The sequence below is a fragment of the Pseudomonas sp. Emmai genome, from assembly GCF_055179735.1.
In genome coordinates this window covers 1573089-1593132 of record NZ_CM143685.1, presented here as the reverse complement: position 1 = coordinate 1593132, position 20044 = coordinate 1573089, and the positions used below count along the sequence as shown (strand labels likewise).

General features: G+C 60.7%; 21 protein-coding genes. 5 read left to right on the top strand and 16 right to left on the bottom strand.

Going from position 1 to position 20044, the window contains the following annotated elements; translation table 11 throughout:
• Nucleotides 1-5 precede the first annotated feature (5 nt).
• Nucleotides 6-1106, bottom strand: coding sequence for an efflux RND transporter periplasmic adaptor subunit (locus tag ACY4LX_RS07020; protein ID WP_149657398.1), 1101 nt, complete (start codon nt 1104-1106; stop codon nt 6-8).
• Between the two features lie 94 nt (nt 1107-1200).
• On the opposite strand from ACY4LX_RS07020, the gene ACY4LX_RS07015 reads away from it, so the two are divergent.
• Nucleotides 1201-1851, top strand: a complete 651-nt coding sequence (locus ACY4LX_RS07015) for a TetR/AcrR family transcriptional regulator (RefSeq protein ID WP_149657399.1) — start codon at nt 1201-1203, stop codon at nt 1849-1851.
• 90 nt (nt 1852-1941) lie between these two features.
• On the opposite strand, the gene ACY4LX_RS07010 is transcribed toward ACY4LX_RS07015, so the two are convergent.
• On the bottom strand, nt 1942-2724 hold the full coding sequence (locus ACY4LX_RS07010; RefSeq protein ID WP_431978613.1) for a class I SAM-dependent methyltransferase: 783 nt from the start codon (nt 2722-2724) through the stop codon (nt 1942-1944).
• A 94-nt stretch (nt 2725-2818) separates the two neighbouring features.
• Here ACY4LX_RS07010 and ACY4LX_RS07005 point away from each other — a divergent pair, with 94 nt between their 5' ends.
• Nucleotides 2819-3439: an energy transducer TonB gene (locus ACY4LX_RS07005; protein WP_427630256.1), complete on the top strand. Its 621-nt coding sequence runs from the start codon at nt 2819-2821 to the stop codon at nt 3437-3439.
• Nucleotides 3440-3454: 15 nt separating this feature from the next.
• Here ACY4LX_RS07005 and ACY4LX_RS07000 read toward each other — a convergent pair whose 3' ends face one another.
• From ACY4LX_RS07000 to ppc, 7 genes are all read right to left on the bottom strand, one after another.
• A complete protein-coding gene (locus ACY4LX_RS07000) occupies nt 3455-4150 on the bottom strand; it encodes an extensin-like domain-containing protein (protein ID WP_463259510.1) in 696 nt (231 codons plus the stop codon).
• Between the two features lie 2 nt (nt 4151-4152).
• The gene (locus ACY4LX_RS06995; RefSeq protein WP_463259509.1) at nt 4153-4974 is read right to left on the bottom strand and encodes an isocitrate lyase/PEP mutase family protein; all 822 of its coding nucleotides are present in this window, start codon (nt 4972-4974) and stop codon (nt 4153-4155) included.
• A 33-nt stretch (nt 4975-5007) separates the two neighbouring features.
• Nucleotides 5008-5868 carry a DUF72 domain-containing protein gene (locus ACY4LX_RS06990; RefSeq protein ID WP_463259508.1) on the bottom strand — a complete coding sequence of 287 codons (861 nt, stop codon included), beginning with the start codon at nt 5866-5868 and terminating at the stop codon, nt 5008-5010.
• Entirely contained in the window at nt 5868-6176 is a 309-nt protein-coding gene (locus tag ACY4LX_RS06985; RefSeq protein WP_149657404.1) for a hypothetical protein, read from the bottom strand. Before ACY4LX_RS06985 ends, ACY4LX_RS06990 begins: the two co-directional genes overlap by 1 nt.
• 235 nt (nt 6177-6411) lie before the next feature.
• Complete coding sequence (gene tsaB, locus ACY4LX_RS06980) at nt 6412-7086, bottom strand: tRNA (adenosine(37)-N6)-threonylcarbamoyltransferase complex dimerization subunit type 1 TsaB (protein WP_149657405.1); 675 nt, start codon at nt 7084-7086, stop codon at nt 6412-6414.
• Nucleotides 7087-7179: 93 nt separating this feature from the next.
• Nucleotides 7180-7827, bottom strand: a complete 648-nt coding sequence (adk, locus tag ACY4LX_RS06975) for an adenylate kinase (RefSeq protein ID WP_149657406.1) — start codon at nt 7825-7827, stop codon at nt 7180-7182.
• Between the two features lie 288 nt (nt 7828-8115).
• Nucleotides 8116-10746, bottom strand: a complete 2631-nt coding sequence (ppc, locus tag ACY4LX_RS06970) for a phosphoenolpyruvate carboxylase (protein WP_149657407.1) — start codon at nt 10744-10746, stop codon at nt 8116-8118.
• Nucleotides 10747-10949: 203 nt separating this feature from the next.
• Between ppc and ACY4LX_RS06965 the strand changes: the two genes are divergently transcribed.
• From ACY4LX_RS06965 to ACY4LX_RS06955, 3 genes are all read left to right on the top strand, one after another.
• Nucleotides 10950-11294, top strand: a complete 345-nt coding sequence (locus ACY4LX_RS06965; RefSeq protein ID WP_149657408.1) for a pilin assembly protein — start codon at nt 10950-10952, stop codon at nt 11292-11294.
• A 390-nt stretch (nt 11295-11684) separates the two neighbouring features.
• Nucleotides 11685-12098 carry a DUF4398 domain-containing protein gene (locus ACY4LX_RS06960; protein ID WP_149657409.1) on the top strand — a complete coding sequence of 138 codons (414 nt, stop codon included), beginning with the start codon at nt 11685-11687 and terminating at the stop codon, nt 12096-12098.
• Nucleotides 12099-12153: 55 nt separating this feature from the next.
• Nucleotides 12154-12942, top strand: a complete 789-nt coding sequence (locus tag ACY4LX_RS06955; protein WP_149657410.1) for a lipotoxin F family OmpA-related protein LptF — start codon at nt 12154-12156, stop codon at nt 12940-12942.
• Between the two features lie 162 nt (nt 12943-13104).
• Here the strand turns inward: ACY4LX_RS06955 and ACY4LX_RS06950 are convergent, their stop codons facing one another.
• The 7 genes from ACY4LX_RS06950 to prfB form a co-directional block, all read right to left on the bottom strand.
• Nucleotides 13105-13434, bottom strand: a complete 330-nt coding sequence (locus tag ACY4LX_RS06950; RefSeq protein WP_123405677.1) for a hypothetical protein — start codon at nt 13432-13434, stop codon at nt 13105-13107.
• Complete coding sequence (locus ACY4LX_RS06945; RefSeq protein ID WP_463259507.1) at nt 13431-14345, bottom strand: alpha/beta hydrolase; 915 nt, start codon at nt 14343-14345, stop codon at nt 13431-13433. The genes ACY4LX_RS06950 and ACY4LX_RS06945 overlap by 4 nt, the downstream gene beginning before the upstream one ends.
• Before the next feature lie 148 nt (nt 14346-14493).
• Nucleotides 14494-15771, bottom strand: a complete 1278-nt coding sequence (locus tag ACY4LX_RS06940; protein WP_149657412.1) for a flavohemoglobin expression-modulating QEGLA motif protein — start codon at nt 15769-15771, stop codon at nt 14494-14496.
• 36 nt (nt 15772-15807) lie between these two features.
• Nucleotides 15808-16368, bottom strand: a complete 561-nt coding sequence (locus tag ACY4LX_RS06935) for a hypothetical protein (RefSeq protein WP_149657413.1) — start codon at nt 16366-16368, stop codon at nt 15808-15810.
• 144 nt (nt 16369-16512) lie between these two features.
• Nucleotides 16513-17229 (bottom strand): TetR/AcrR family transcriptional regulator, encoded by a 717-nt coding sequence (locus ACY4LX_RS06930; protein ID WP_178128995.1) that lies wholly within the window; start codon nt 17227-17229, stop codon nt 16513-16515.
• 102 nt (nt 17230-17331) lie between these two features.
• Nucleotides 17332-18834 (bottom strand): lysine--tRNA ligase, encoded by a 1503-nt coding sequence (gene lysS / locus ACY4LX_RS06925; protein ID WP_149657414.1) that lies wholly within the window; start codon nt 18832-18834, stop codon nt 17332-17334.
• Nucleotides 18835-18928: 94 nt separating this feature from the next.
• Nucleotides 18929-20024, bottom strand: a protein-coding gene (gene prfB / locus ACY4LX_RS06920; protein WP_149657415.1) for a peptide chain release factor 2 whose coding sequence is annotated in 2 segments (ribosomal slippage) — nt 18929-19951 and nt 19953-20024 — 1095 coding nt in all. Because the reading frame shifts where the segments join, the coding sequence is not laid out codon by codon here.
• Nucleotides 20025-20044: the final 20 nt, after the last annotated feature.

Below are 20044 nucleotides of genomic sequence, written 5' to 3'. Positions count from 1 at the left end.
GGGGATTACTCCTTGTCCGCCAGATTGACCACGCGGTTGGAGCGATCCACCGGGCGCACTTGCTGCCCGTCGTGAAGCACATGGACACCGGCGGCCACCACCCAGTCGCTGGCGTTCAAGCCTTCCAGTACCGGCACGGTTTTCTCACCGAAGGCACCGACCCGCACCGGGACTTTCTTCAACCTATTGTTGGCGCCGACCACCCATACGTAGGTCGCACCGTTTTCCGCGGTGACCGCCGACAGCGGCACGGCCAGTGAGACTACGGCAGCGGTCTGGATAAACACCCGGGCACTCTGGCCGAGTTCGGCCGGGACTTTGCCGGAGTTGAAGGCAATGCGCGCGGCGAAGGTTCGGGACTTGGGATCGGCTGCCGGCGACAGCTCGCGGATGCGTCCGGTAAAACGTTGACCGGGCTGAGTCCAAAGCTCCACCGACACCGGTTGATCAACCTTGAAACGGCCGAAGCTTTGTTCCGGCAGGCTGATCAACACTTCGCGCTCACCATCGGTGGCGAGGGTGAACACGGTTTGTCCGGCGGCGACCACTTGGCCGACTTCCACCGCACGCTTGGCCACCACCCCGTCCTGGGGCGCACGCAGCACGGCGTAGCTGGCCTGATTGGTGGAGACGTTGAATTCGGCTTTGATTTGCTTGAGGCGCGCTTCACCGGATCGGTAAAGGTTTTCGGAATTGTCGTACGCGGATTTACTGACCATCTGACGGTCCATCAGGGTCTTGTAGCGATCCCGCTCGGCGCGGACCAGGTTCAGATTGGCTTCGGCGGCAGTGACCTGGGCGCGGGTGGCTTCCAGTTGCAGGCGCACGTCCTGGGGATCGAGCTCGGCGAGAGGCTGATCAGCCTTGACCCGCTGGCCTTCCTCGACCAGTCGTCGGCTGACTTTGCCGCCAATGCGGAATGCGAGGTCCGGCTCATAACGGGCGCGCACTTCACCGGGAAAGCTTTCCATCGCCTGGGCCGAAGGCTCGGGCTGCACCACCATGGCCGGTCGCACGCTGACTTGCGGTGCCTCGTCGTGACCACACGCCGACAATAAAAAAGCCAGACTGACTGGCAACGCGAGGGGCAAGGCATAGCGGAACATGGTGAAGGACCTTTCGCTAATGGTGCTTGGAATAATTATACTGGCCGGTATGTTATTAATAGCAAACTCACCAGTCCAGTATTAAAAGCGAAGAATGTCGAACAATCCTTCAGCATCCAGTGGTCCGGGCCGCCCCAAGGATCTGGCCAAGCGCCAGGCCATCCTCGATGCGGCGAAAATTCTGTTCCTGAGTAATGGTTATGCCAGCACCAGCATGGACGCCGTGGCGGCCGAGGCCGGGGTGTCAAAGCTGACGGTCTACAGCCATTTCAACGACAAGGAGACCCTGTTCTCCGCCGCCGTGGTGGCCAAGTGCGAAGAGCAATTGCCGCCGCTGTTCTTCGAATTGCCGGAAGGCATTTCGGTGGAATCGGTGCTGCTGAACATCGCCCGGGGCTTTCATCAGCTGATCAACAGTGATGAATCCGTGAACTTGCATCGCTTGATGATCAGCCTGGGCAGCCAGGACCCGAAACTGTCGCTGATCTTCTTCGAAGCCGGGCCGGAGCGCATGTTGAATGGCATGGAGCGCTTGCTGAGCCGGATCGATCAGACTGGCGCGCTGAGCATCGATAAACCGCGCAATGCCGCCGAGCATTTCTTTTGCCTGCTCAAGGGGGCGGGGAATTTCCGGTTGTTGTATGGCTGCGGTGAGCCATTGATTGGCGACGCGGCGGAGAGCCATGTGCGGGAAGTGGTGGGATTGTTTATGCGGGCTTACAGGCCTGAGATTGTTGGCGCCTAGTCGGGCGCCTTCGCGGGCAAGCCTCGCTCCTACAGGGTTCGCGCAGATCCTGTAGGAGCGAGGCTTGCCCGCGAATGGAGCGACTCGGTATCAGGGCTTCAACGCCTTCTTCGGATAAATGTCATACCGGCTGGATTTCCCGTCCAGCGCATGACTCGGCTTCGGCCCTTCAATACACGGCGCTTTGCGCGGGCGCTTGACCACCACCCGATGGCTGGCCAGGGCCAACGCCGCTTCAAGCAACGCCGGCGCATCCGGGTCATCCCCTACCAGCGGGCGGAACAGGCGCATTTCCTTCTTCACCAGCGCGGTTTTCTCACGGTGCGGGAACATCGGGTCGAGGTAGATCACCTGCGGCGGCTCGCCTTCCCAATTGCGCATCACTTCAATCGAATTGCCCTTGAGCAAGCGCATCCGCGCCACGATGGGCGCCACGTCGAAATCTTCCGCGCCACGGGCCAGGCCATCTTCGAGCAACGCGCCGATCAGCGGCTGACGTTCGATCAGGCTCATCTCGCAACCCAGGCTCGCCAGCACGAACGCATCCTTGCCCAGCCCCGCCGTGGCATCCAGCACCCGTGGGCGCACGCCTTGGGCGATGCCGACCGCTTTGGCGATCATCTGCCCGGTGCCGCCGCCGAACAACCGGCGATGGGCCGCGCCACCCTCGACGAAGTCCACCCGCACCGGCCCCGGCGCATCGGGGCCCAGCTGTTGCAGCTGCAAACCCTGCTCGCCCACCTGCAAGGCAAACTCGCCGTCATCCACCTGCAGGGGCAAGCCCAGGCGCTCGGCCCATTGCTCGGCCTGTGGCTGAAACGCCGGGGCCGAGGCCTCGACATGGATGCGGCAGGCCGCGGGTTGTTCAATCATGGGAAAAGGTGCTCAAAAAATTAATGATCGGCCAAAAACGTCCGATAACAAAACTATCGAGCATTTTGCCAGAGCTGAGCGTCGACCGAGAAAAATGTCAGACATTCAAACCACATCCGTAGGCTACTTATCGCGTCATGGCGATTATGGCCTGCGAAACTCCCAAGCACTGAGCGGCGTCAGTCACCTGTGGCAAGATTTTTTTGCCCAGGCCCTGGCCGAACAGTCGAGTGATGTGGTGCCGGCGTGCGGGACGTTTCCACCGGTGGATCTGGAAAGCCCGGTGGAGCCGACCGTTGGCAGCGAGCTCTACGCGCACATCATTTCCCAGCGCGAATGCGATGTGACAGAAACCCAGGTCAAGCCGCCAGAGCCGCTGTTCCTGCCGATTGCCGAGTTCGAAATGGACCTGGCCGACAAACCTTTCCCGCCGTTCCCGCCGGAAGAAATCGTCGCCCAGCAGCAACAGCAGAACTTCGAAAGTGGCTGGGTGCGCCCAATCGTCCTCACCGCCGGCCAACCGGTGCCAGCCGCAGGCCCGGCACCGCAGCCGCGTCCGCTGCATCTGCCGATTGCCGAATTCGAACTGCACTTGCTGGACAAACCGTTCCCGCCGTTCTCGCCCGAAGAACTGGTTGAGCAACAGAAACAACTCGATTTCGATAACGGCTGGGCTCGCCCAATCGTCCTGCAAAACCTGCGCATCGCCGCCTGATCCCTCAGCATCCCTTCAGCGACACACCCACCACGGCCCCACATCCACATGAAAGTGATTGCGATGGGCGGCGTTGTAGTCCGGGCTCAACACCACACTGAACATGTCGCACGCGCCGTCGCGCACCTGGCGTAGAAATTGTGCGTCGCGGTTATCTTTTGGCCAATCCTTGAGCACGCTGATGGTTCGGCCGTCCGCCAGGCGGAAACCGGCGATGTCCAACGCGTTGGCACCGGCATGCTGGCTGCGGGCACCATTCTCGCGGTTGTACATGTTGCGGCAGGCGAAACTGCCGAGGTGATCGACCCGCGTCACCGCCTGGCCGTAAACCGCCTGTGACGCCGGCTGCAAGGCGTGGCGCTCGAACAGGGCGAACGCCACTGCCAACGGACAACTGGCGAGGAAACTGCTGCTCAGGGCCACCTCGCCGCCCTGAACGCGCAAGGTATTGGTCAACGGGCATGTCGCGTCCGGGCTGTCGGCCTGGCGCGAAACGCGCAAACCGGAACTGCTCAGCGCCTGATCGCACAATTGCGGGTCGTTGCGCAGGCGCATCAGTTTGTAGCGGGTCAGAAAATTCGGCGCGGCGTTCACGTCCAGCGGCGCCCAGGGATTCCACGGCGCGGGCACGGGAATCCAGCCACGCCAGACACTGATCCCCACCGCCCCCATCACCAACAACACCAGCAGCAATCCCTTGGCAAACCGCATCGTCAGTCCTTGAAGAACTGATTGGCCGTCGCGTACGGCATGGAGCGCGAGGTAAAACTGAAGGTGCCCGAGGTTTTGATCTCTTGCGCCGCGCGGAAGAATTCGCCATACGCCGCCAGGGCTAGGGCCGAACCGACGCTGATGCGTTTGACGCCCATCTCGCTCAACTGCTCGACCGTCAATTTGAGGCCACCGGACATCAACACATTCACCGGTTTCGGCGCCACGGCACGGACCACCGCCAACACGTCTTCGGCGCTGCGCAGGCCCGGCGCATACAACACGTCGGCGCCCGCCTCGGCGAATGCCTGCAAGCGGCGAATGGTGTCATCCAGATCAGGATTGCCGTGCAGGAAGTTCTCGGCGCGGGCCGTCAACATGAAAGGGAACGGCAGGCTGCGCGCCGCTTTTACCGCGGCTTCGACTCGTGCCACGGCATGTTCGAAGCAGTAGATCGGCGCGTCTTCACGACCAGTCGCGTCTTCAATCGAACCGCCGACCGCCCCCGCCTCGGCTGCGCGCAAGATGCTCTGGGCGCATTCGGCCGGGTCGTCGGCGAAGCCGTTTTCCAGATCCACCGCCACCGGCAGATCCGTCGCCGCGACAATCGCCCGAACATTGGCCAGAGTGTCGTCCAGCGACAAGCCGCCATCGGGGCGCGCATTGGAAAAAGCGTAACCGGCGCTGGTGGTCGCCAGCGCCTCGAAACCCAGGCTGGCGAGCATCTTCGCCGAGCCGGCGTCCCACGGATTGGGAATGACAAAAGCCCCCGCGCGTTCATGCAGCGCTTTGAACGCCTGGGCTCGAAGGGTTTGCGCATCCATTGGCAGGCTCCTGAGAAGAGGAAGAAATCCGCCTCAGAGCAAACCAAGTTGCTCGGCGGCGGGCTCTCTGTATAGCTCAGGCAGCGGCGGCAAGCCAGGCAAACGCAGCATCAGTTGCCCGTGGAAACGTTGCGCCAGTTTCGCCGCCAGGAGGTTATCGGCGGTGTGCAGGAAGACATAAGGCGTGCGGCCCTCTTCGATCCACGTGGCGATTTTCTCGACCCAGGGCACGAGGAACGGATCGTTGGCTTCCAATTGCGGATGGCCGATGAATCGCACCTGGGGAAATTGGGTGAACGCTGCGGGGCGCGGCGGCACCTTGGGCTTTTTCGATTGGGCATGGAGCACCGACGGATCGGTCGAGATGCAACTGAACAGCGCCCGCGGATCGAGGCAGATCCGCTCGACGCCGCGATCCAGCAACAGGCGATTGAGCATGCGCTCGGCATCGCCCTTGGCGAAGAATTCGTCATGCCGCACTTCCACCGCCAGCGGTCGGTCCACCGCATCGATAAAACCGGCCAGTTCCGACAGTCGTTGCGGGGTGAAGCTTTTGGAGAGTTGCAACCAGAGCGGCGACACCCGTTCGCCCAGCGGGCTGAGCAATTGCAGGAAGGTATCGACGGCGGTCAGTTGTTCACGCAGGTCGCCACTGTGGCTGATGTCGCCGGGGAATTTGGCGGTGAAGCGAAAGTGTTCGGGCATGGTGTCGGCCCAGCGCTGCACAGTGGAGGCAGCCGGGCTCGCGTAGAAGGTGGTATTGCCTTCAACGGCGTTGAACACTTGGGAATACAGATTGAGGAATTCGGCGGGTTTGGCGTCTTGCGGGTAGAGATAGTCGCGCCAGGCGTTTTCACTCCAGGACGGGCAACCGAGGTAGTAAGGCAGCAACATCAGATGTAGAGATCGAGGCCCAGCACATCAGCGTCCCAATCGACAAAACCGGCGGTGCTCAAGTAGCTGGCCAGGGCCATCGCGACGCTCTTGCTCATGGCGCGGTGGTAGATCATGTCTTGCTGACGGGCGGGGAGATTGCTCAAGCGTTGCGCGGAAGCTTTGGCGGCGCGGGCGGCCATTTGTTCCTCGGACGGGATTTCCAGCTCGCCGTCGATATCATCGACGGATTCATCCAGCGCGACATTGCCTTTACGAGGCTTGCGCTTGATGGGGTAGGACTGAGAAGAAAAGCCGTCTATACGCATAAGTGCATGCTCGGTATCAGTGATGGCAGTTTAGTGGCGCGCAAGCCACTTCGCAAACTGTCGAGTGATAACTAGAACACATAAAAGGAAAAAGGTTTAAAGCCCGGGGTTAGAAACTGACGATTGGCGGTGTTTGTCAGAACGCTTTCGCGGGCAAGCCTCGCTCCTACAGGCGTTGGCGTAGACCTGTAGGAACGAGGTTTGCCCGCGAAGAAACCAACTCGGTCTGGAAGGATCACCGCGCCTTGGGCGTCGCCACCTTATCGCGCAAATAAACCGGCTGCGCCAAATCCGCCACAATCGCCTCACCGCGCTCCCAGGCAAATCGCGCCAGGGTCAACAGGTCTTCGGCATGGGGCAACATGCCCGCGTCCTGCCCGGTCAGGCTGACGCCGATGCGCTCGGCATAACCCCAACCGGTGCCTGCGCCGAACCATTCGCCGCTGGCATCCGCCGGCAACGCCGCCACTTCCGGCGGCAGTACGGCTTCGTTGCCCACCAGCCGCATCTCCCCCGCCGTTTCGCGGTAGCAGCCCCAATACACTTCATCCATCCGCGCATCGATGGCCGCCGCGACCTGGCTCACACCGTGTTCGCGATAAGCGCGCTGGGCCAGCACGGCCAGGTTCGACACCGGCAACACCGGGCGCTCCAGGGCAAAGGCCAAACCTTGAACCACGCCGATGGCGATCCGCACGCCCGTGAACGCGCCCGGCCCACGGCCGAAGGCGATGGCGTCCACCGCTTGCAGGGTGGTACCGGCGTCGGCCAACAACTGCTGGATCATCGGCAACAATTTCTGCGCATGAAGGCGCGGGATCACCTCGTAATGGCTCGTCACCTTGCCGTCATGCAGCAAGGCAACGGAGCAAGCTTCAGTCGCGGTGTCCAGGGCCAGCAAGGTGCTCATCGATGTTTCCGTAAGAGAGGTCAGTAAAAGTGCGCCAGTATAAACAACTACGGCCCGCAAGCGGGCCGTAGAAGATGAAGCGATTCAGACTTTTCAGTTCAGCGCTTCAAGCACCTTGCCGGTGATCGCTTCAACCGAGCCAACACCTTCGATGTGGCTGTACTTCGGCTTGCCTTGAGCGGTGGACAGCTCCTGGTAGAACTTCACCAGTGGCTCGGTCTGGGCATGGTAGACCGACAGGCGATGACGCACGGTTTCTTCGGTGTCGTCCTTGCGCTGCACCAGCTCTTCACCGGTGATGTCGTCTTTACCGGCAATTTTCGGCGGGTTGTAGACGATGTGGTACACGCGGCCGCTGGCCTCGTGGACACGACGACCGGCGATACGCTGGACGATGTCTTCGTCCTTGACGTCGATTTCGACCACGTGGTCCAGCTCGACGCCGGCTTTCACCAGGGCTTCAGCCTGGGGAATGGTGCGCGGGAAACCGTCGAACAGGAAACCGTTGGCACAATCGGCCTGGCTGATACGTTCCTTGACCAGATTGATGATCAGGTCATCGGAGACCAGACCACCGCTGTCCATGACGCTCTTGGCGACCAGGCCCAGCTCGGTGCCGGCCTTGACCGCTGCACGCAGCATGTCGCCAGTGGAGATTTGCGGAATGCCGAATTTCTCGGTGATGAACTTAGCCTGAGTACCTTTACCGGCCCCGGGAGCTCCCAGCAGAATGACGCGCATCGATGTGCTCCTCAATTTTTTATATAGATAACGTCAGATTCGCCTCGTGGGGCCAATCTCAAAAATAGGGTCGTGGCCGCCCAAACGGCCAAAGGCTGATCAAGATACACAGCAGGCCCTGACCACACAAGCCGCCGAAAGTCGGAGAAACCCGCGCCTGTCGTGACCTTTGGACGAGGTATCCCTAGTCGCAACCCCGTCATTAACTGTCGCCTGCCAGACCTTTTGCGCCCTTCGCCCAGAGGCAACGGGCCCGAGCGCAAAGTGCCCGGCCCCAAGAGGAAAACCTTAGCCGGTATTTCGCAAACCGGCGGCAATCCCCGCCACAGACACCAGCAGCGCTTGCTCTACCGGGCTGCCCTGCGCCACTTCCTGTTGTCGCGAACGGGCCAACAGCTCGGCCTGCAATAGATGAAGCGGGTCGAGGTAGGTGTTGCGCAGGCGAATGAATTCCAGGGTGTCTGGGCTATGTGCCAGTAGCTGAGACTGCCCGGTCAACCCAAGGACCACCGCGCAAGCCTGCGACAATAGGTCGCGTAAATGCGCACCCAAAGGAAGCAGATCGGGCTCGACCAGGCGCTGATCGTAAGACAGGGCGATGTCTGCGTCGGCCTTGGCCAGCACCATTTCCAGCATATCGATGCGGGTGCGGAAGAACGGCCACTGCTCGCGCATCTGCCCCAGCAGTTCACCTTCACCACGCTCCAATGCCTTGCTCAGGGCTGCTTCCCAACCGAGCCAGGCCGGTAGCATCAGGCGCGTCTGAGTCCAACCGAAGATCCACGGAATCGCGCGCAGGCTTTCTATCCCGCCCGCGCGGCGCTTGGCTGGGCGGCTGCCCAACGGTAAACGGCCGAGTTCCTGTTCCGGGGTCGACTGGCGAAAGTACTCAACGAACTGCGGATTTTCCCGCACCACGGCGCGGTAAGCCTTGACGCCATCGGCGGCCAATTCGTCCATCAAGTGGCGCCACGCCGGCTCCGGCGGTGGCGGCGGCAGCAGCGTCGCTTCGAGCACGGCGGCCAGGTACAGATTGAGATTCTGTTCGGCGATGTCCGGCAGGCCGAATTTGAAACGAATCATTTCCCCCTGCTCGGTGGTACGGAAACGCCCCGCCACCGACCCCGGCGGCTGCGACAGAATCGCCGCGTGCGCCGGACCGCCGCCACGGCCCACAGTGCCGCCGCGACCGTGGAACAACAGCAGTTCCACTTGTTGCTCGCGGCAGATATCCACCAAACGTTCCTGGGCCCGATACTGCGCCCAGGCCGCCGCCGTGGTGCCGGCGTCCTTGGCCGAGTCGGAATAGCCGATCATCACTTCCTGCGGCCCTTGCAGGCGCGCGCGATAGCCCGGCAGCAGCAACAGTTTTTCAATCACCGGGCCGGCGTTGTCGAGGTCGGCGAGGGTTTCAAACAGCGGCACCACACGCATCGGCCGCAATACGCCAGCCTCTTTGAGCAGCAGTTGCACGGCAAGCACGTCGGAAGCGGCGCCGGCCATGGAAATCACATAAGAGCCGAGGGACGCGCCGGGTGCGGCGGCTATTTCCCGACAGGTCGCCAGCACTTCGGCGGTGTCGGCGGACGGCTTGAAGTACGCCGGCAGCAGCGGCCGACGGTTGTTCTGTTCGCGCATCAGGAAGGCGATGCGCTCTTCCTCGCTCCAGTCTTCGTAGCGACCCAAGCCCAGGTAATCAGTGATTTCGGTCATGGCCGCGGTGTGCCGGGACGAATCCTGACGCACATCGAGGCGCACCAAAAACAGCCCGAAGGTCACCGCCCGACGCAGGCAATCGAGCAGCGGGCCGTCAGCGATCACGCCCATGCCGCACTCGTGCAGCGAGTTGAAGCACAGCTCCAGCGGATCGAGCAGGTCTCGATTGTTTTGCAGCACATCGGCCGGGGCCGGCGTGGTCTTCGTCAACGAGGCTTGCGCCCAGTTACGCGTTGCCCGCAGGCGTTCACGCAATTGCTTGAGCACCGCGCGATACGGCTCGGCGCTGTCGCCGGCCTTGGCTTTCAAGGCTTCGCTGGCCTGCTGCATCGACAACTCGGCAGCCAGGTGATCGACATCGCGCAGGTACAAATCCGCTGCCATCCAGCGCGCCAGCAACAGCACTTCGCGGGTGACCGCCGCCGTGACATTCGGGTTGCCATCGCGGTCGCCGCCCATCCATGAGGCGAAGCGGATCGGTGCGGCCTCCAGCGGTAAACGCAAACCGGTGGCGGCGTGTAGCGCTTGATCGGCCTTGCGCAGGTAGTTGGGGATGGCTTGCCACAGGGAATGCTCGATCACCGCAAAGCCCCATTTGGCTTCGTCCACGGGCGTGGGGCGGGTGCGGCGGATTTCTTCGGTGTGCCAGGCTTCGGCGATCAGGCGCTGCAATTTGGCCTGGATCTGCTCGCGCTCGGCGCTGGTCAGGTCGCGGTGATCCTGGGCCGCCAGTTGCGCGGCGATGGCGTCGTATTTCTGGATCAGAGTACGGCGCGCGACTTCGGTGGGGTGCGCAGTCAGCACCAGTTCGATTTCCAGGCGTCCGAGTTGCCTGGCCAGGGATTCGGCGCTGTGGCCTTCGGCGCGCAGGCGGGCCAGTATTTCGGGTAGAACGCGAGACTCGAACGGTGCCGGTTGCGACTCTTCGCGGCGGTGAATCAGCTGATATTGCTCGGCGATATTGGCCAGGTTGAGAAACTGATTGAACGCCCGCGCCACCGGCAGCAACTCGTCTTCGCTCAACTGGTTGAGGCTGGCGCTCAGCTCGGCGTCCATCGAACCGCGACGGTCAGCCTTGGCGCCCTTGCGGATCTGCTCGATCTTGTCGAGAAAACCGTCCCCGTACTGTTCACGAATGGTGTTGCCCAACAGCTCACCCAACAGGTGAACGTCCTCGCGCAAGCGTGCATCAATATCGGTCATCAGCAGTACTCCAGCAAAAAATCCGGGCGGCTACGAACTTCAAGAGTGCCGCTCCAGACCGGTTCTTACAAGCCACACGACAAAGGGACTTTAAACCTTGTGGCTTAAAGCTAGTCTCAACAGTAAGCCGCACAACGGCTTACCGGCGAACACCGCCGGACACTCACACCGCCTGCCAAGAGCAGGAGCGTCATGAGGTCACTATGAAAATCCGTGAGCTAGCCCAGCATTGGGAAGAAAACGCCAAGGGTCGCCTGACCGACACTGGCTACACCATTCACCTGGACGTGGAAGCCGCCGCCCGGCTGGCAGCGATCACCGAGATGTACCCCAAACGGCATCCCGAAGAACTGCTGGGCGAACTGATCGGCGCCGCGCTGGAAGAACTCGAAGCGAGCTTCCCGTATGTGAAAGGCCAGACCGTGGTTGCCACCGATGAAGAAGGCGATCCGCTGTACGAAGACGTTGGCCCGACCCCACGCTTTCTCGCGTTGTCCCGGCGGCATTTGCATGATTTGTCGGCGGATGGCGACAAGCAAAAACATTGAGGCGAATCAGGTCAAACGCCTTCGCGGGCAAGCCTCGCTCCTACAGGGTTACGCGACCTTTGTAGGAGCGAGGCTTGCCCGCGAAGGCGTCAGTCAAAACAACAAAAATCTCAATACCGCTCCCTCCTCTCGCCTCCCCAAACATGCCTGTTTCCAACCCCGCCCAAACCCGTCGATACCCCTGCGCATCGCGAAAGTTCCCGTCCTAGAGCCTTGTCCGCCCGGTCAAAGTTTTTTTAGGCAATTAGCCATCTTCTCTGAACTTTTGAAAAACAGCTCGGGTCGTACCCAGTAACCACACCTGGTACGGCCGTTTCATTAAACGTTTTGAACATTCGGTTACGGCTCCTCACACCAGGAGGGATTTAGATGTTTTTCAGGAGATACCCAATGGAGTTGAAGACCATGAAGACCAGCACTGCCAAATCCTCGTTCACCCACCTGCGCGGTCTGAAACTGGCTGCACTGGCGATCGGCAGCACTTTCGTCCTCGCCGGTTGCGCTGGCAACCCGCCGAGCGAGCAATACGCCGTGACCCAATCCGCCGTGAACAGCGCCGTCAGCGCCGGTGGTACTGAATTCGCAGCCGTGGAAATGAAGTCCGCCCAGGACAAGCTCAAACAAGCTGAAATCGCCATGCACGACAAGAAGTATGACGAAGCCCGCACCCTGGCCGAACAAGCCGAATGGGACGCTCGCGTCGCTGAACGCAAGGCCCAGGCGATCAAAGCCGAACAAGCTGTGAAGGATTCCCAGAAAGGTGTTCAGGAACTGCGTCAGGAAAGCCAGCGCACTGTGCAGTAAGCGCGCATCCGGACCACACGCCTGAAGCTCTTATCGATAGAAAGGACGAACCATTATGCGTAAACAATTGATGATCCCCGCTCTCCTGGCCGCAAGCGTCGCCCTGGCTGCCTGCTCCACCCAGCCGAACGCGAACCTGGAACAGGCCCGCGTGAACTACTCCGGCCTGCAAGCCAACCCGCAAGCCAGCAAAGTCGCGGCCCTTGAGACCAAAGACGCCAGTGATTACCTGGACAAGGCCGACAAGGCTTACCAGGACAAACAGGACCAGGCCAAGGTCGATCAACTGGCTTACCTGACCAACCAGCGTGTGGAAGTGGCCAAGCAGACCATCGCCCTGCGCACCGCTGAAGCCAATCTGAAAAACGCTGCCGCCCAACGTGCCCAGGCCCGTCTGGACGCTCGCGACCAGCAGATCAAACAGCTGCAAGACAGCCTGAACGCCAAGCAGACCGATCGCGGTACGCTGGTGACCTTCGGTGACGTGCTGTTCGCCACCGACCGTGCCGACCTGAAATCCAGCGGTCTGGTGAACATCAACAAACTGGCGCAGTTCCTTCAGGAAAACCCGGACCGTAAAGTGATTGTCGAAGGCTATACCGACAGCACCGGTAGCGCGGGTCATAACCAGTCGCTGTCCGAGCGTCGCGCTGGTTCCGTGCGCATGGCGCTGGTGAAGATGGGTGTTGATCCAGCACGCATCGTTGCCCAGGGTTATGGCAAGGAATACCCGGTTGCTGAAAACACCAGCGTTTCGGGCCGTGCCATGAACCGTCGGGTGGAAGTGACCATTTCCAACGACAACCAGCCAGTGATTCCACGTTCGGCGGTTAGCTCGAACTAAGCGTCACGCTGAAACACAAAAGCCCCGCCTGATTTGATCAGGCGGGGCTTTTTGTTTGGCTTTCTGTAGGAGCGAGGCTTGCCCGCGAAGGCGTTGTGTCGGTCAACCCATTTGTTGAATGTTGAACCGCCTTCGCGAGCAAGCCTTGCTCCTACAGAATCATCATTGTTCAAGCTTCTGCGGGGTTTCCTGGCCCATGCAGCGCACGGCTTTTTTCTGGCCGTTGATCAACACGCCGGTCAGGCCTTTTTGCTCGGTGTCGAACAGCACCAGTACACCGTCGATGCACTGGGCGACTTGCGGGGCCGGTTCCAGGGCGACTTTGTAGTCTTCGCCGGGCACGGTCTTGAGCATGGTGAATTCGTTGAGCAGCAACGCATCCTCGGGTTTGGCGAAATGCAGGTAGCCGTAGTACCACAGCACCCCGACGGTGCCGAGGATGGTGCAGATACCGGTGATGATCAGCGGGATGGCGTTACGTTCTTCACTCATTGCGGACTCTCTGGTGGTTCATCTTTTGAATTCAGGGGCACCGGGTAATTCGGGATTTCGCCCAGGCGGCGCAGACCGTTGAAATGCTGCGGGTCTTCGAGATAGCGCAGCATCACCTGGCGCCAGACCGGGTCGGCAAAGGTCTGCACGTGACCGCCACGGGTCAGTTGCAGCACCCGCGGCGGCGGCGCAGCTTGATACAGACGGATGCCGTTGGAAAGGGGCACGAGGTTGTCGTCGATGCTGTGGTAGATCAGTTTCGGCACGCCTTTGAGCTGCGCCATGGAGTTGATCGCGCTGTCGCCGTCCGGCACCAGCCACGACAACGGTACCTGGAATGGCCAGGTCAGCCACGAAGTGGTCAGGGCAAATCGGCCGACATCGCGGTAGCTGGCGGGGGCGCCGTCGAGGACCAGCGCCTTGATCTGAGGCTGGCGTTCCGGGTGCTGGACCAGGTAATGCACGGCCATCGAGCCGCCGAGGCTTTGGCCGAGAATGACCAACGGTTTGCCTTTGACCTCGGGCGCCTGGTCGAGCCATTTGAACGCGGCGTCGATGTCCTGATAGATCGCCGGCAGGCTCGGTTTGCCCTCGGACAAGCCATAACCGCGGTAATCCACCAGCAACACCTGGTAACCCTCTTTCGGCAACCACCAGCTCCCACCGAGGTGATAAGACAAGTTGCCGCCATTGCCGTGCAGGTGCAGCACCGTGCCTTTGACCTCCACGCCTTTGGGTACCGGCAACCACCAACCGTGCAGTTTCAGGCCGTCGGCGGTGGTCAGGGTGAGGTCGCGGAATTCGAGTTTGGCCTTGTCCGGGGTGAACGGCTGGCCGGGTTCGGGGTAGAACAGCAGCGAGCTGCAGCCGCTCAAGGTCAGAAGAAGGCAGAGGATGCCGAGGATTCTCATCCGTTGAAACCTCGCAGTGATGGTTGGTAAGTCTGATCGTTCCTACGCTCCGCGTGGGAATGCCGCTTTGGACGCTCCGCGTCCTCTGTGACGCAGAGCGTCACGGGATGCATTCCCACGCAGAGCGTAGGAACGATCAGCGTGGTTCTCACAAAATGTTGGAGTAGTCGGCTTCGATCCGGTCCAGGCTCAGGTGATTGAGGAAGTTGGAGAAGCACATCCACGCCGACAGTGCGTTCAAGTCGCGAAACTGGTCCGGCAAATACTTGGGCGGCACTACCAGGCCTTCGTCCACCAATTGGCGCAAGGTCCGCATGTCTTCCAGCGTGGTCTTGCCGCAAAACAGCAGCGGTATCTGCTCCAGCTTGCCTTTACGCACGGCCAACTGAATGTAGTTGTAAACCATGATAAAGCCCTTGAGGTAGGACAAGTCTTTGGTAAATGGCAGACCATTCGGTACTGAACCACGGAAAACCCGACTGGCGTTGCCGTAGCTTTCGGCCATTTCGAAGCCCTGCTCGCGGAAGAACTCGAACACCTGCAAAAAGTCCGCGCCCTCCTCCACCATATGAATGGCGCGAGTACGGTTGGTCAGTTTGCGCAGGCGACTCGGGTAGGAGGCGAAGGTGATGATTTCCATCAGAATCGCCAGGCCTTCCTGGGTCACGGTCGACGATGGCGGGCCTTTGGACAGGAAGGTGCAGATCGGCTGGTTCAAGCCGTTCAGCGTGGTGCCCACGTGCACCAGGCCTTCGTGGACTTCCAGGGCGCGCACGTCACGGTCGTTGAACATCGCGTCGGCGCGGATCTTGATGTAGTCGGCACCCGCCGCCGCATCGGCGACGATCCCGTCAGACTCGAACACCCGGATGGTTTCCTCAGCTTCACCGAACACTTTGTTGAGTCGATGTTGCAGCAGGCTGACAGCGTCCTTGGCGGTGAGGATTTTCGGTTCATCCTTCAGATCGCCACGACCGTCGATATTGTTCAGGTAGTCGGACATCATCAGGCCGAGGTCGGCCAGGGTCGGGTCGCCGGCGTGGAACGCGTCGGACGCGGCGCCGTACAGTTCCTGGGAAATCAGCCCGAAATCCTCGGTGCCGCGCGCTTCGAGCATGCGCACCACCATCCGGTATTCCTTGCACATGCGGCGCATGATCTGGCCGACCGGGTTGAACTGGCCGAGCTGGCGGGTGATGTCGCGCTCGATGTTCTGGAACTCCAGTTTCACCTTGCTCGAGTCAAAGGCCAGCGGCCGGTTCAAGTAATAGTCGCGGTCCACGGCGGGCATTTCCTTGCCCTTGGCCTTGAGGAAGCCCTTGCGGATGTTGTCGTCCCACTTGACCGCATCGAGGACGCGAATCGGCGTCTGCGCCAGCACTATGCGATCGGACAAAATGCGTATCGTCTGCTGGTAATCGTCCACCCGAAACTCCTGTAGAAAAACCGTGAGGTGCTGGATTTATTTGGCTTTGGCTTTGGCCAGGCGCTGGTAGCGCACGGCTTCGACGAACACATCGGAATTGGCCGGGTCGTCGAGGTAAGCGAAGACTTGGTTCATGTCGGTGTTGATCAGCACGCCATCGCCGTCGTCAGTCTGGAAGCCTTCGCCACTGAGGACTTTTTGCCCCAGGGCCTGGTTGATCTGTTCGAGGTCGAGGTTGTAGACCACCAGTTCGTGCTTTTCGTTGAGTTCGAACCCGGCGATTGTGAAGTGGCCGCCAAACCTGGCCGGTACTGGCGCCGACAAGTACCAGCGACTGCCGTGGCGCGACACCGTGAAGGGATAGGCTTCGCGCTCGCGAGGCTTGGCCTTGAAGTAGCTGACGGCCTGATAGCGGTTGTCGCCGAGGCGCGTCAGTTCCAGGTTCATCGGCTCTCCCCAGGCGTTGGTGCTGGTCCATTTGCCAAGCAAGCCTTTGGGCGCGGGTTCGCTCGAAGGCAGCGGGTCCTTGAAGGTCACCAGACAGCCACTGAGCAGCAGGAACGACAAGGCGATCACAACGACGCGCCAGGCTTTCATTCAACACTCCCTATCGATACAGCACGATGATCGTTCCCACGCTCCCGCGTGGGAATGCCGCCCGGGACGCTCTGCGTCCCTTACCGGCGTGACGCAGAGCGTCACAGGATGCATTCCCACGCAGAGCGTGGGAACGATCAGGGGTTACACCGACGCCAAGACCAAATGCATGTAGCGCGTGAGGATGCCGAGCATTTCGGCTTCGGCCGCAGGCTCGGCGTCGTTGAGCAGGCCCTGATATTCCATCCGTCCGATAATCGCCGTCAACACTTTGGCATCCTGTTGTGGCTCGCGCGAACCCAATACCTCGAAAAGCTGGCAGGTGCCCTGCAACAGAATCTGTTGATGGGAACGCACCAACACCGCCAGTCGCGGGTTCAGCAGCGCCTCCTGGCGGAACGCCTGTTCGGCCATCAAATGCTCACGACGGTTGATCAATTGCCGATGAACATAGTCCGCCATCAACCGCGCAATATCGTCCGCCAACTGCGAGCGCGACTCCGGCGTACCGTCGCCGCTGACCACCATTTCGCGCAACAGGCCTTCATTGCTGGCCCACAGCTTGCCCATGTAAGCCGCGCTGCGTTCCACGTATTGGGCGAAGGTATCGGTGAGCAGGTCATCGATATCCTTGAAGTAGTAAGTGGTGGCCGACAACGGCACACCGGCTTCGGCCGCCACGGCGCGGTGGCGCACCGCCCGTACGCCATCGCGCACGACAATGCGCATGGCCGCATCGAGAATGTCCTGTCGACGCTGTTCGCTGCCCTGTCGGCTGGCCTTGCGGCCCTGGTACTGAACACTTTCAGCGACCGCAGTGGCGATACCCGCTGCACCTTCTTGAGCCATTGCACGATTCACGACAGGTCTTCCTCTCTCACGCCAAAAGTAACCAATTGATACGTTTGTACCAGACAGGCAATAAAAAGCCGCCTGTTTTAGGCGGCTTTTTAACTGAAACGTTTACGCTTGCGGCCGCATGTGCGGGAACAGGATCACGTCGCGGATCGACGGTGAGTTGGTCAGCAACATCACCAGTCGGTCGATGCCGATCCCTTCACCAGCCGTTGGCGGCATGCCGTACTCCAGCGCGCGAACGAAGTCGGCGTCGTAGTGCATGGCTTCGTCGTCGCCAGCGTCCTTGTCGGCCACCTGGGCCATGAAGCGCTCGGCCTGGTCTTCCGCGTCGTTCAACTCGGAGTAGGCGTTGGCGATTTCGCGGCCACCGATGAACAGTTCAAAACGGTCGGTGACGTTCGGGTTGTCATCGTTGCGACGGGCCAGCGGCGACACTTCGAACGGGTACTGGGTAATGAAGTGCGGCTGTTCCAGCTTGTGCTCGACCAGCTCTTCGAAAATCATCACCTGCAACTTGCCCAGGCCTTCGAAGCCCAGCACCTTGGCGCCGGCCTTCTTGGCGATGGCGCGGGCCTTGTCGATGTCGGTCAGGTCGTCGGCGGTCAGCTCAGGGTTGTACTTGAGGATCGAGTCGAACACCGACAGACGCACGAACGGCTCGCCGAAGTGGAACACTTTGTCGCCGTAAGGCACGTCGGTGCTGCCCAGGACCAACTGCGCCAGTTCGCGGAACAGTTCTTCGGTCAGGTCCATGTTGTCTTCGTAGTCGGCGTACGCCTGGTAGAACTCCAACATGGTGAATTCAGGGTTGTGACGGGTCGAGACGCCTTCGTTACGGAAGTTGCGGTTGATCTCGAACACCTTCTCGAAACCACCCACCACCAGACGCTTGAGGTAAAGCTCAGGCGCGATGCGCAGGAACATTTCCAGGTCCAGCGCGTTGTGGTGCGTTTCGAACGGCTTGGCCGCTGCACCACCGGGGATGGTTTGCAGCATCGGCGTTTCGACTTCCAGGAAGTCACGCTGCATCAGGAAGCTGCGGATGTGCGCAATCACTTGCGAACGCACGCGGAAGGTATTGCGTACTTCTTCGTTGACGATCAGGTCAACGTAACGCTGGCGATAGCGCTGTTCGGTGTCGGTCAGGCCATGGTGCTTGTCCGGCAGCGGACGCAGGGATTTGGTCAGCAGGCGCACTTCGGTCATTTCGACGTACAGGTCGCCCTTGCCGGAACGCGCCAGGGTGCCAACGGCTGCAATGATGTCGCCCATGTCCCAGGTTTTCACCGAGGCCAGGGTTTCTTCAGACAGGGTTTTACGGTTGACGTAAACCTGGATGCGACCGGTCATGTCCTGGATCACCATGAACGAGCCACGGTTGAGCATGATGCGACCGGCAACCTTGACCGGGATTGCAGCCTCTGCCAGCTCTTCCTTGGTCTTGTCCGCGTATTTCTTCTGCAGTTCTTCGCAGTAGTTTTCGCGGCGGAAGTCGTTCGGGAAGGCATTGCCCTTGGCGCGCTCGGCAGCCAGCTTTTCCTTGCGCAGGGCGATCAGGGAGTTTTCTTCCTGTTGCAGGGCTTGCGGGTCGAGTTCTAGGTCGCTCATGTCTTTAGATATTCCATCAGGTTCGTTGCCCCCGGCGTTCGCCGGGGTTCGCGGGCAAGCCTCGCGCCTGCAGGATGATCCTGCAGGGCGTGCCTTAAAGCCCTTGTTTCAAGCTGGCTACCAGGTATTCGTCGATATCGCCGTCGAGCACCTTGTCGCAGTCACTGCGTTCGATGTTAGTGCGCAAATCCTTGATCCGCGACGCATCGAGCACGTAGGAGCGAATCTGGTGACCCCAGCCGATGTCCGACTTGGTGTCTTCCAGGGCCTGGGAGGCGGCGTTGCGTTTCTGCACTTCCTGCTCGTACAAGCGCGCCCGCAACATTTTCATCGCGGTGTCTTTGTTGGCGTGCTGGGAGCGTTCGTTCTGGCAACTGACCACGGTATTGGACGGTACGTGGGTGATCCGTACGGCCGAGTCGGTGGTGTTTACGTGCTGGCCACCGGCACCGGAGGAGCGGTAGGTGTCGATGCGCAGGTCCGACGGGTTGATGTCGATTTCGATGTTGTCATCGATTTCCGGCGACACGAACACGGCCGAGAACGAGGTGTGGCGGCGGTTGCCGGAGTCGTACGGGCTCTTGCGCACCAAACGGTGCACGCCGATCTCGGTACGCAACCAGCCAAAGGCGTACTCGCCCTTGATGTGGACCGTGGCGCCCTTGATCCCGGCGACTTCACCGGCGGACAGTTCCATGATGGTCGCGTCGAAACCGCGTTTGTCAGCCCAGCGCAGGTACATGCGCAGCAGGATGTTGGCCCAGTCCTGGGCTTCGGTACCGCCAGAGCCGGCCTGGATATCCAGGTAGGCATTGTTGGCGTCCATCTCACCGCTGAACATGCGACGGAATTCGAGTTTTTCCAGGGCTTCGCGCAGACGCTCGACTTCGGTCGCGACGTCATCGACGGCGCCCTGATCTTCTTCTTCGGCGGACATCAGCAGCAGTTCTTTGGCATCGGCCAGGCCGGTGTGCATTTCGTCGAGGGTTTCGACGATCTGCGCCAGCAGCGAACGCTCGCGCCCCAGTTCCTGGGCGTACGACGGGTTGTTCCAGACTGCCGGATCTTCAAGCTCGCGATTGACTTCAGTCAGACGCTCATGCTTTTGATCGTAGTCAAAGATACCCCCGAATAGTTTCGGAGCGCTCGGACAGGTCCTTGATACTGTTAAGGATCGGGTTGATTTCCATGGCGGGCAGCACTCGTTGGC

Excerpts from the sequence above, each read along its gene's own strand:
- ACY4LX_RS07020 (WP_149657398.1), bottom strand. The coding sequence starts at position 1,106 with ATGTTCCGCTATGCCTTGCCCCTCGCGTTGCCAGTCAGTCTGGCTTTT.
- ACY4LX_RS07015 (WP_149657399.1), top strand. The coding sequence starts at position 1,201 with ATGTCGAACAATCCTTCAGCATCCAGTGGTCCGGGCCGCCCCAAGGAT.
- ACY4LX_RS07010 (WP_431978613.1), bottom strand. The coding sequence starts at position 2,724 with ATGATTGAACAACCCGCGGCCTGCCGCATCCATGTCGAGGCCTCGGCC.
- ACY4LX_RS07005 (WP_427630256.1), top strand. The coding sequence starts at position 2,819 with ATGTCAGACATTCAAACCACATCCGTAGGCTACTTATCGCGTCATGGC.
- ACY4LX_RS07000 (WP_463259510.1), bottom strand. The coding sequence starts at position 4,150 with ATGCGGTTTGCCAAGGGATTGCTGCTGGTGTTGTTGGTGATGGGGGCG.
- ACY4LX_RS06995 (WP_463259509.1), bottom strand. The coding sequence starts at position 4,974 with ATGGATGCGCAAACCCTTCGAGCCCAGGCGTTCAAAGCGCTGCATGAA.
- ACY4LX_RS06990 (WP_463259508.1), bottom strand. The coding sequence starts at position 5,868 with ATGTTGCTGCCTTACTACCTCGGTTGCCCGTCCTGGAGTGAAAACGCC.
- ACY4LX_RS06985 (WP_149657404.1), bottom strand. The coding sequence starts at position 6,176 with ATGCGTATAGACGGCTTTTCTTCTCAGTCCTACCCCATCAAGCGCAAG.
- tsaB (WP_149657405.1), bottom strand. The coding sequence starts at position 7,086 with ATGAGCACCTTGCTGGCCCTGGACACCGCGACTGAAGCTTGCTCCGTT.
- adk (WP_149657406.1), bottom strand. The coding sequence starts at position 7,827 with ATGCGCGTCATTCTGCTGGGAGCTCCCGGGGCCGGTAAAGGTACTCAG.
- ppc (WP_149657407.1), bottom strand. The coding sequence starts at position 10,746 with ATGACCGATATTGATGCACGCTTGCGCGAGGACGTTCACCTGTTGGGT.
- ACY4LX_RS06965 (WP_149657408.1), top strand. The coding sequence starts at position 10,950 with ATGAAAATCCGTGAGCTAGCCCAGCATTGGGAAGAAAACGCCAAGGGT.
- ACY4LX_RS06960 (WP_149657409.1), top strand. The coding sequence starts at position 11,685 with ATGGAGTTGAAGACCATGAAGACCAGCACTGCCAAATCCTCGTTCACC.
- ACY4LX_RS06955 (WP_149657410.1), top strand. The coding sequence starts at position 12,154 with ATGCGTAAACAATTGATGATCCCCGCTCTCCTGGCCGCAAGCGTCGCC.
- ACY4LX_RS06950 (WP_123405677.1), bottom strand. The coding sequence starts at position 13,434 with ATGAGTGAAGAACGTAACGCCATCCCGCTGATCATCACCGGTATCTGC.
- ACY4LX_RS06945 (WP_463259507.1), bottom strand. The coding sequence starts at position 14,345 with ATGAGAATCCTCGGCATCCTCTGCCTTCTTCTGACCTTGAGCGGCTGC.
- ACY4LX_RS06935 (WP_149657413.1), bottom strand. The coding sequence starts at position 16,368 with ATGAAAGCCTGGCGCGTCGTTGTGATCGCCTTGTCGTTCCTGCTGCTC.
- lysS (WP_149657414.1), bottom strand. The coding sequence starts at position 18,834 with ATGAGCGACCTAGAACTCGACCCGCAAGCCCTGCAACAGGAAGAAAAC.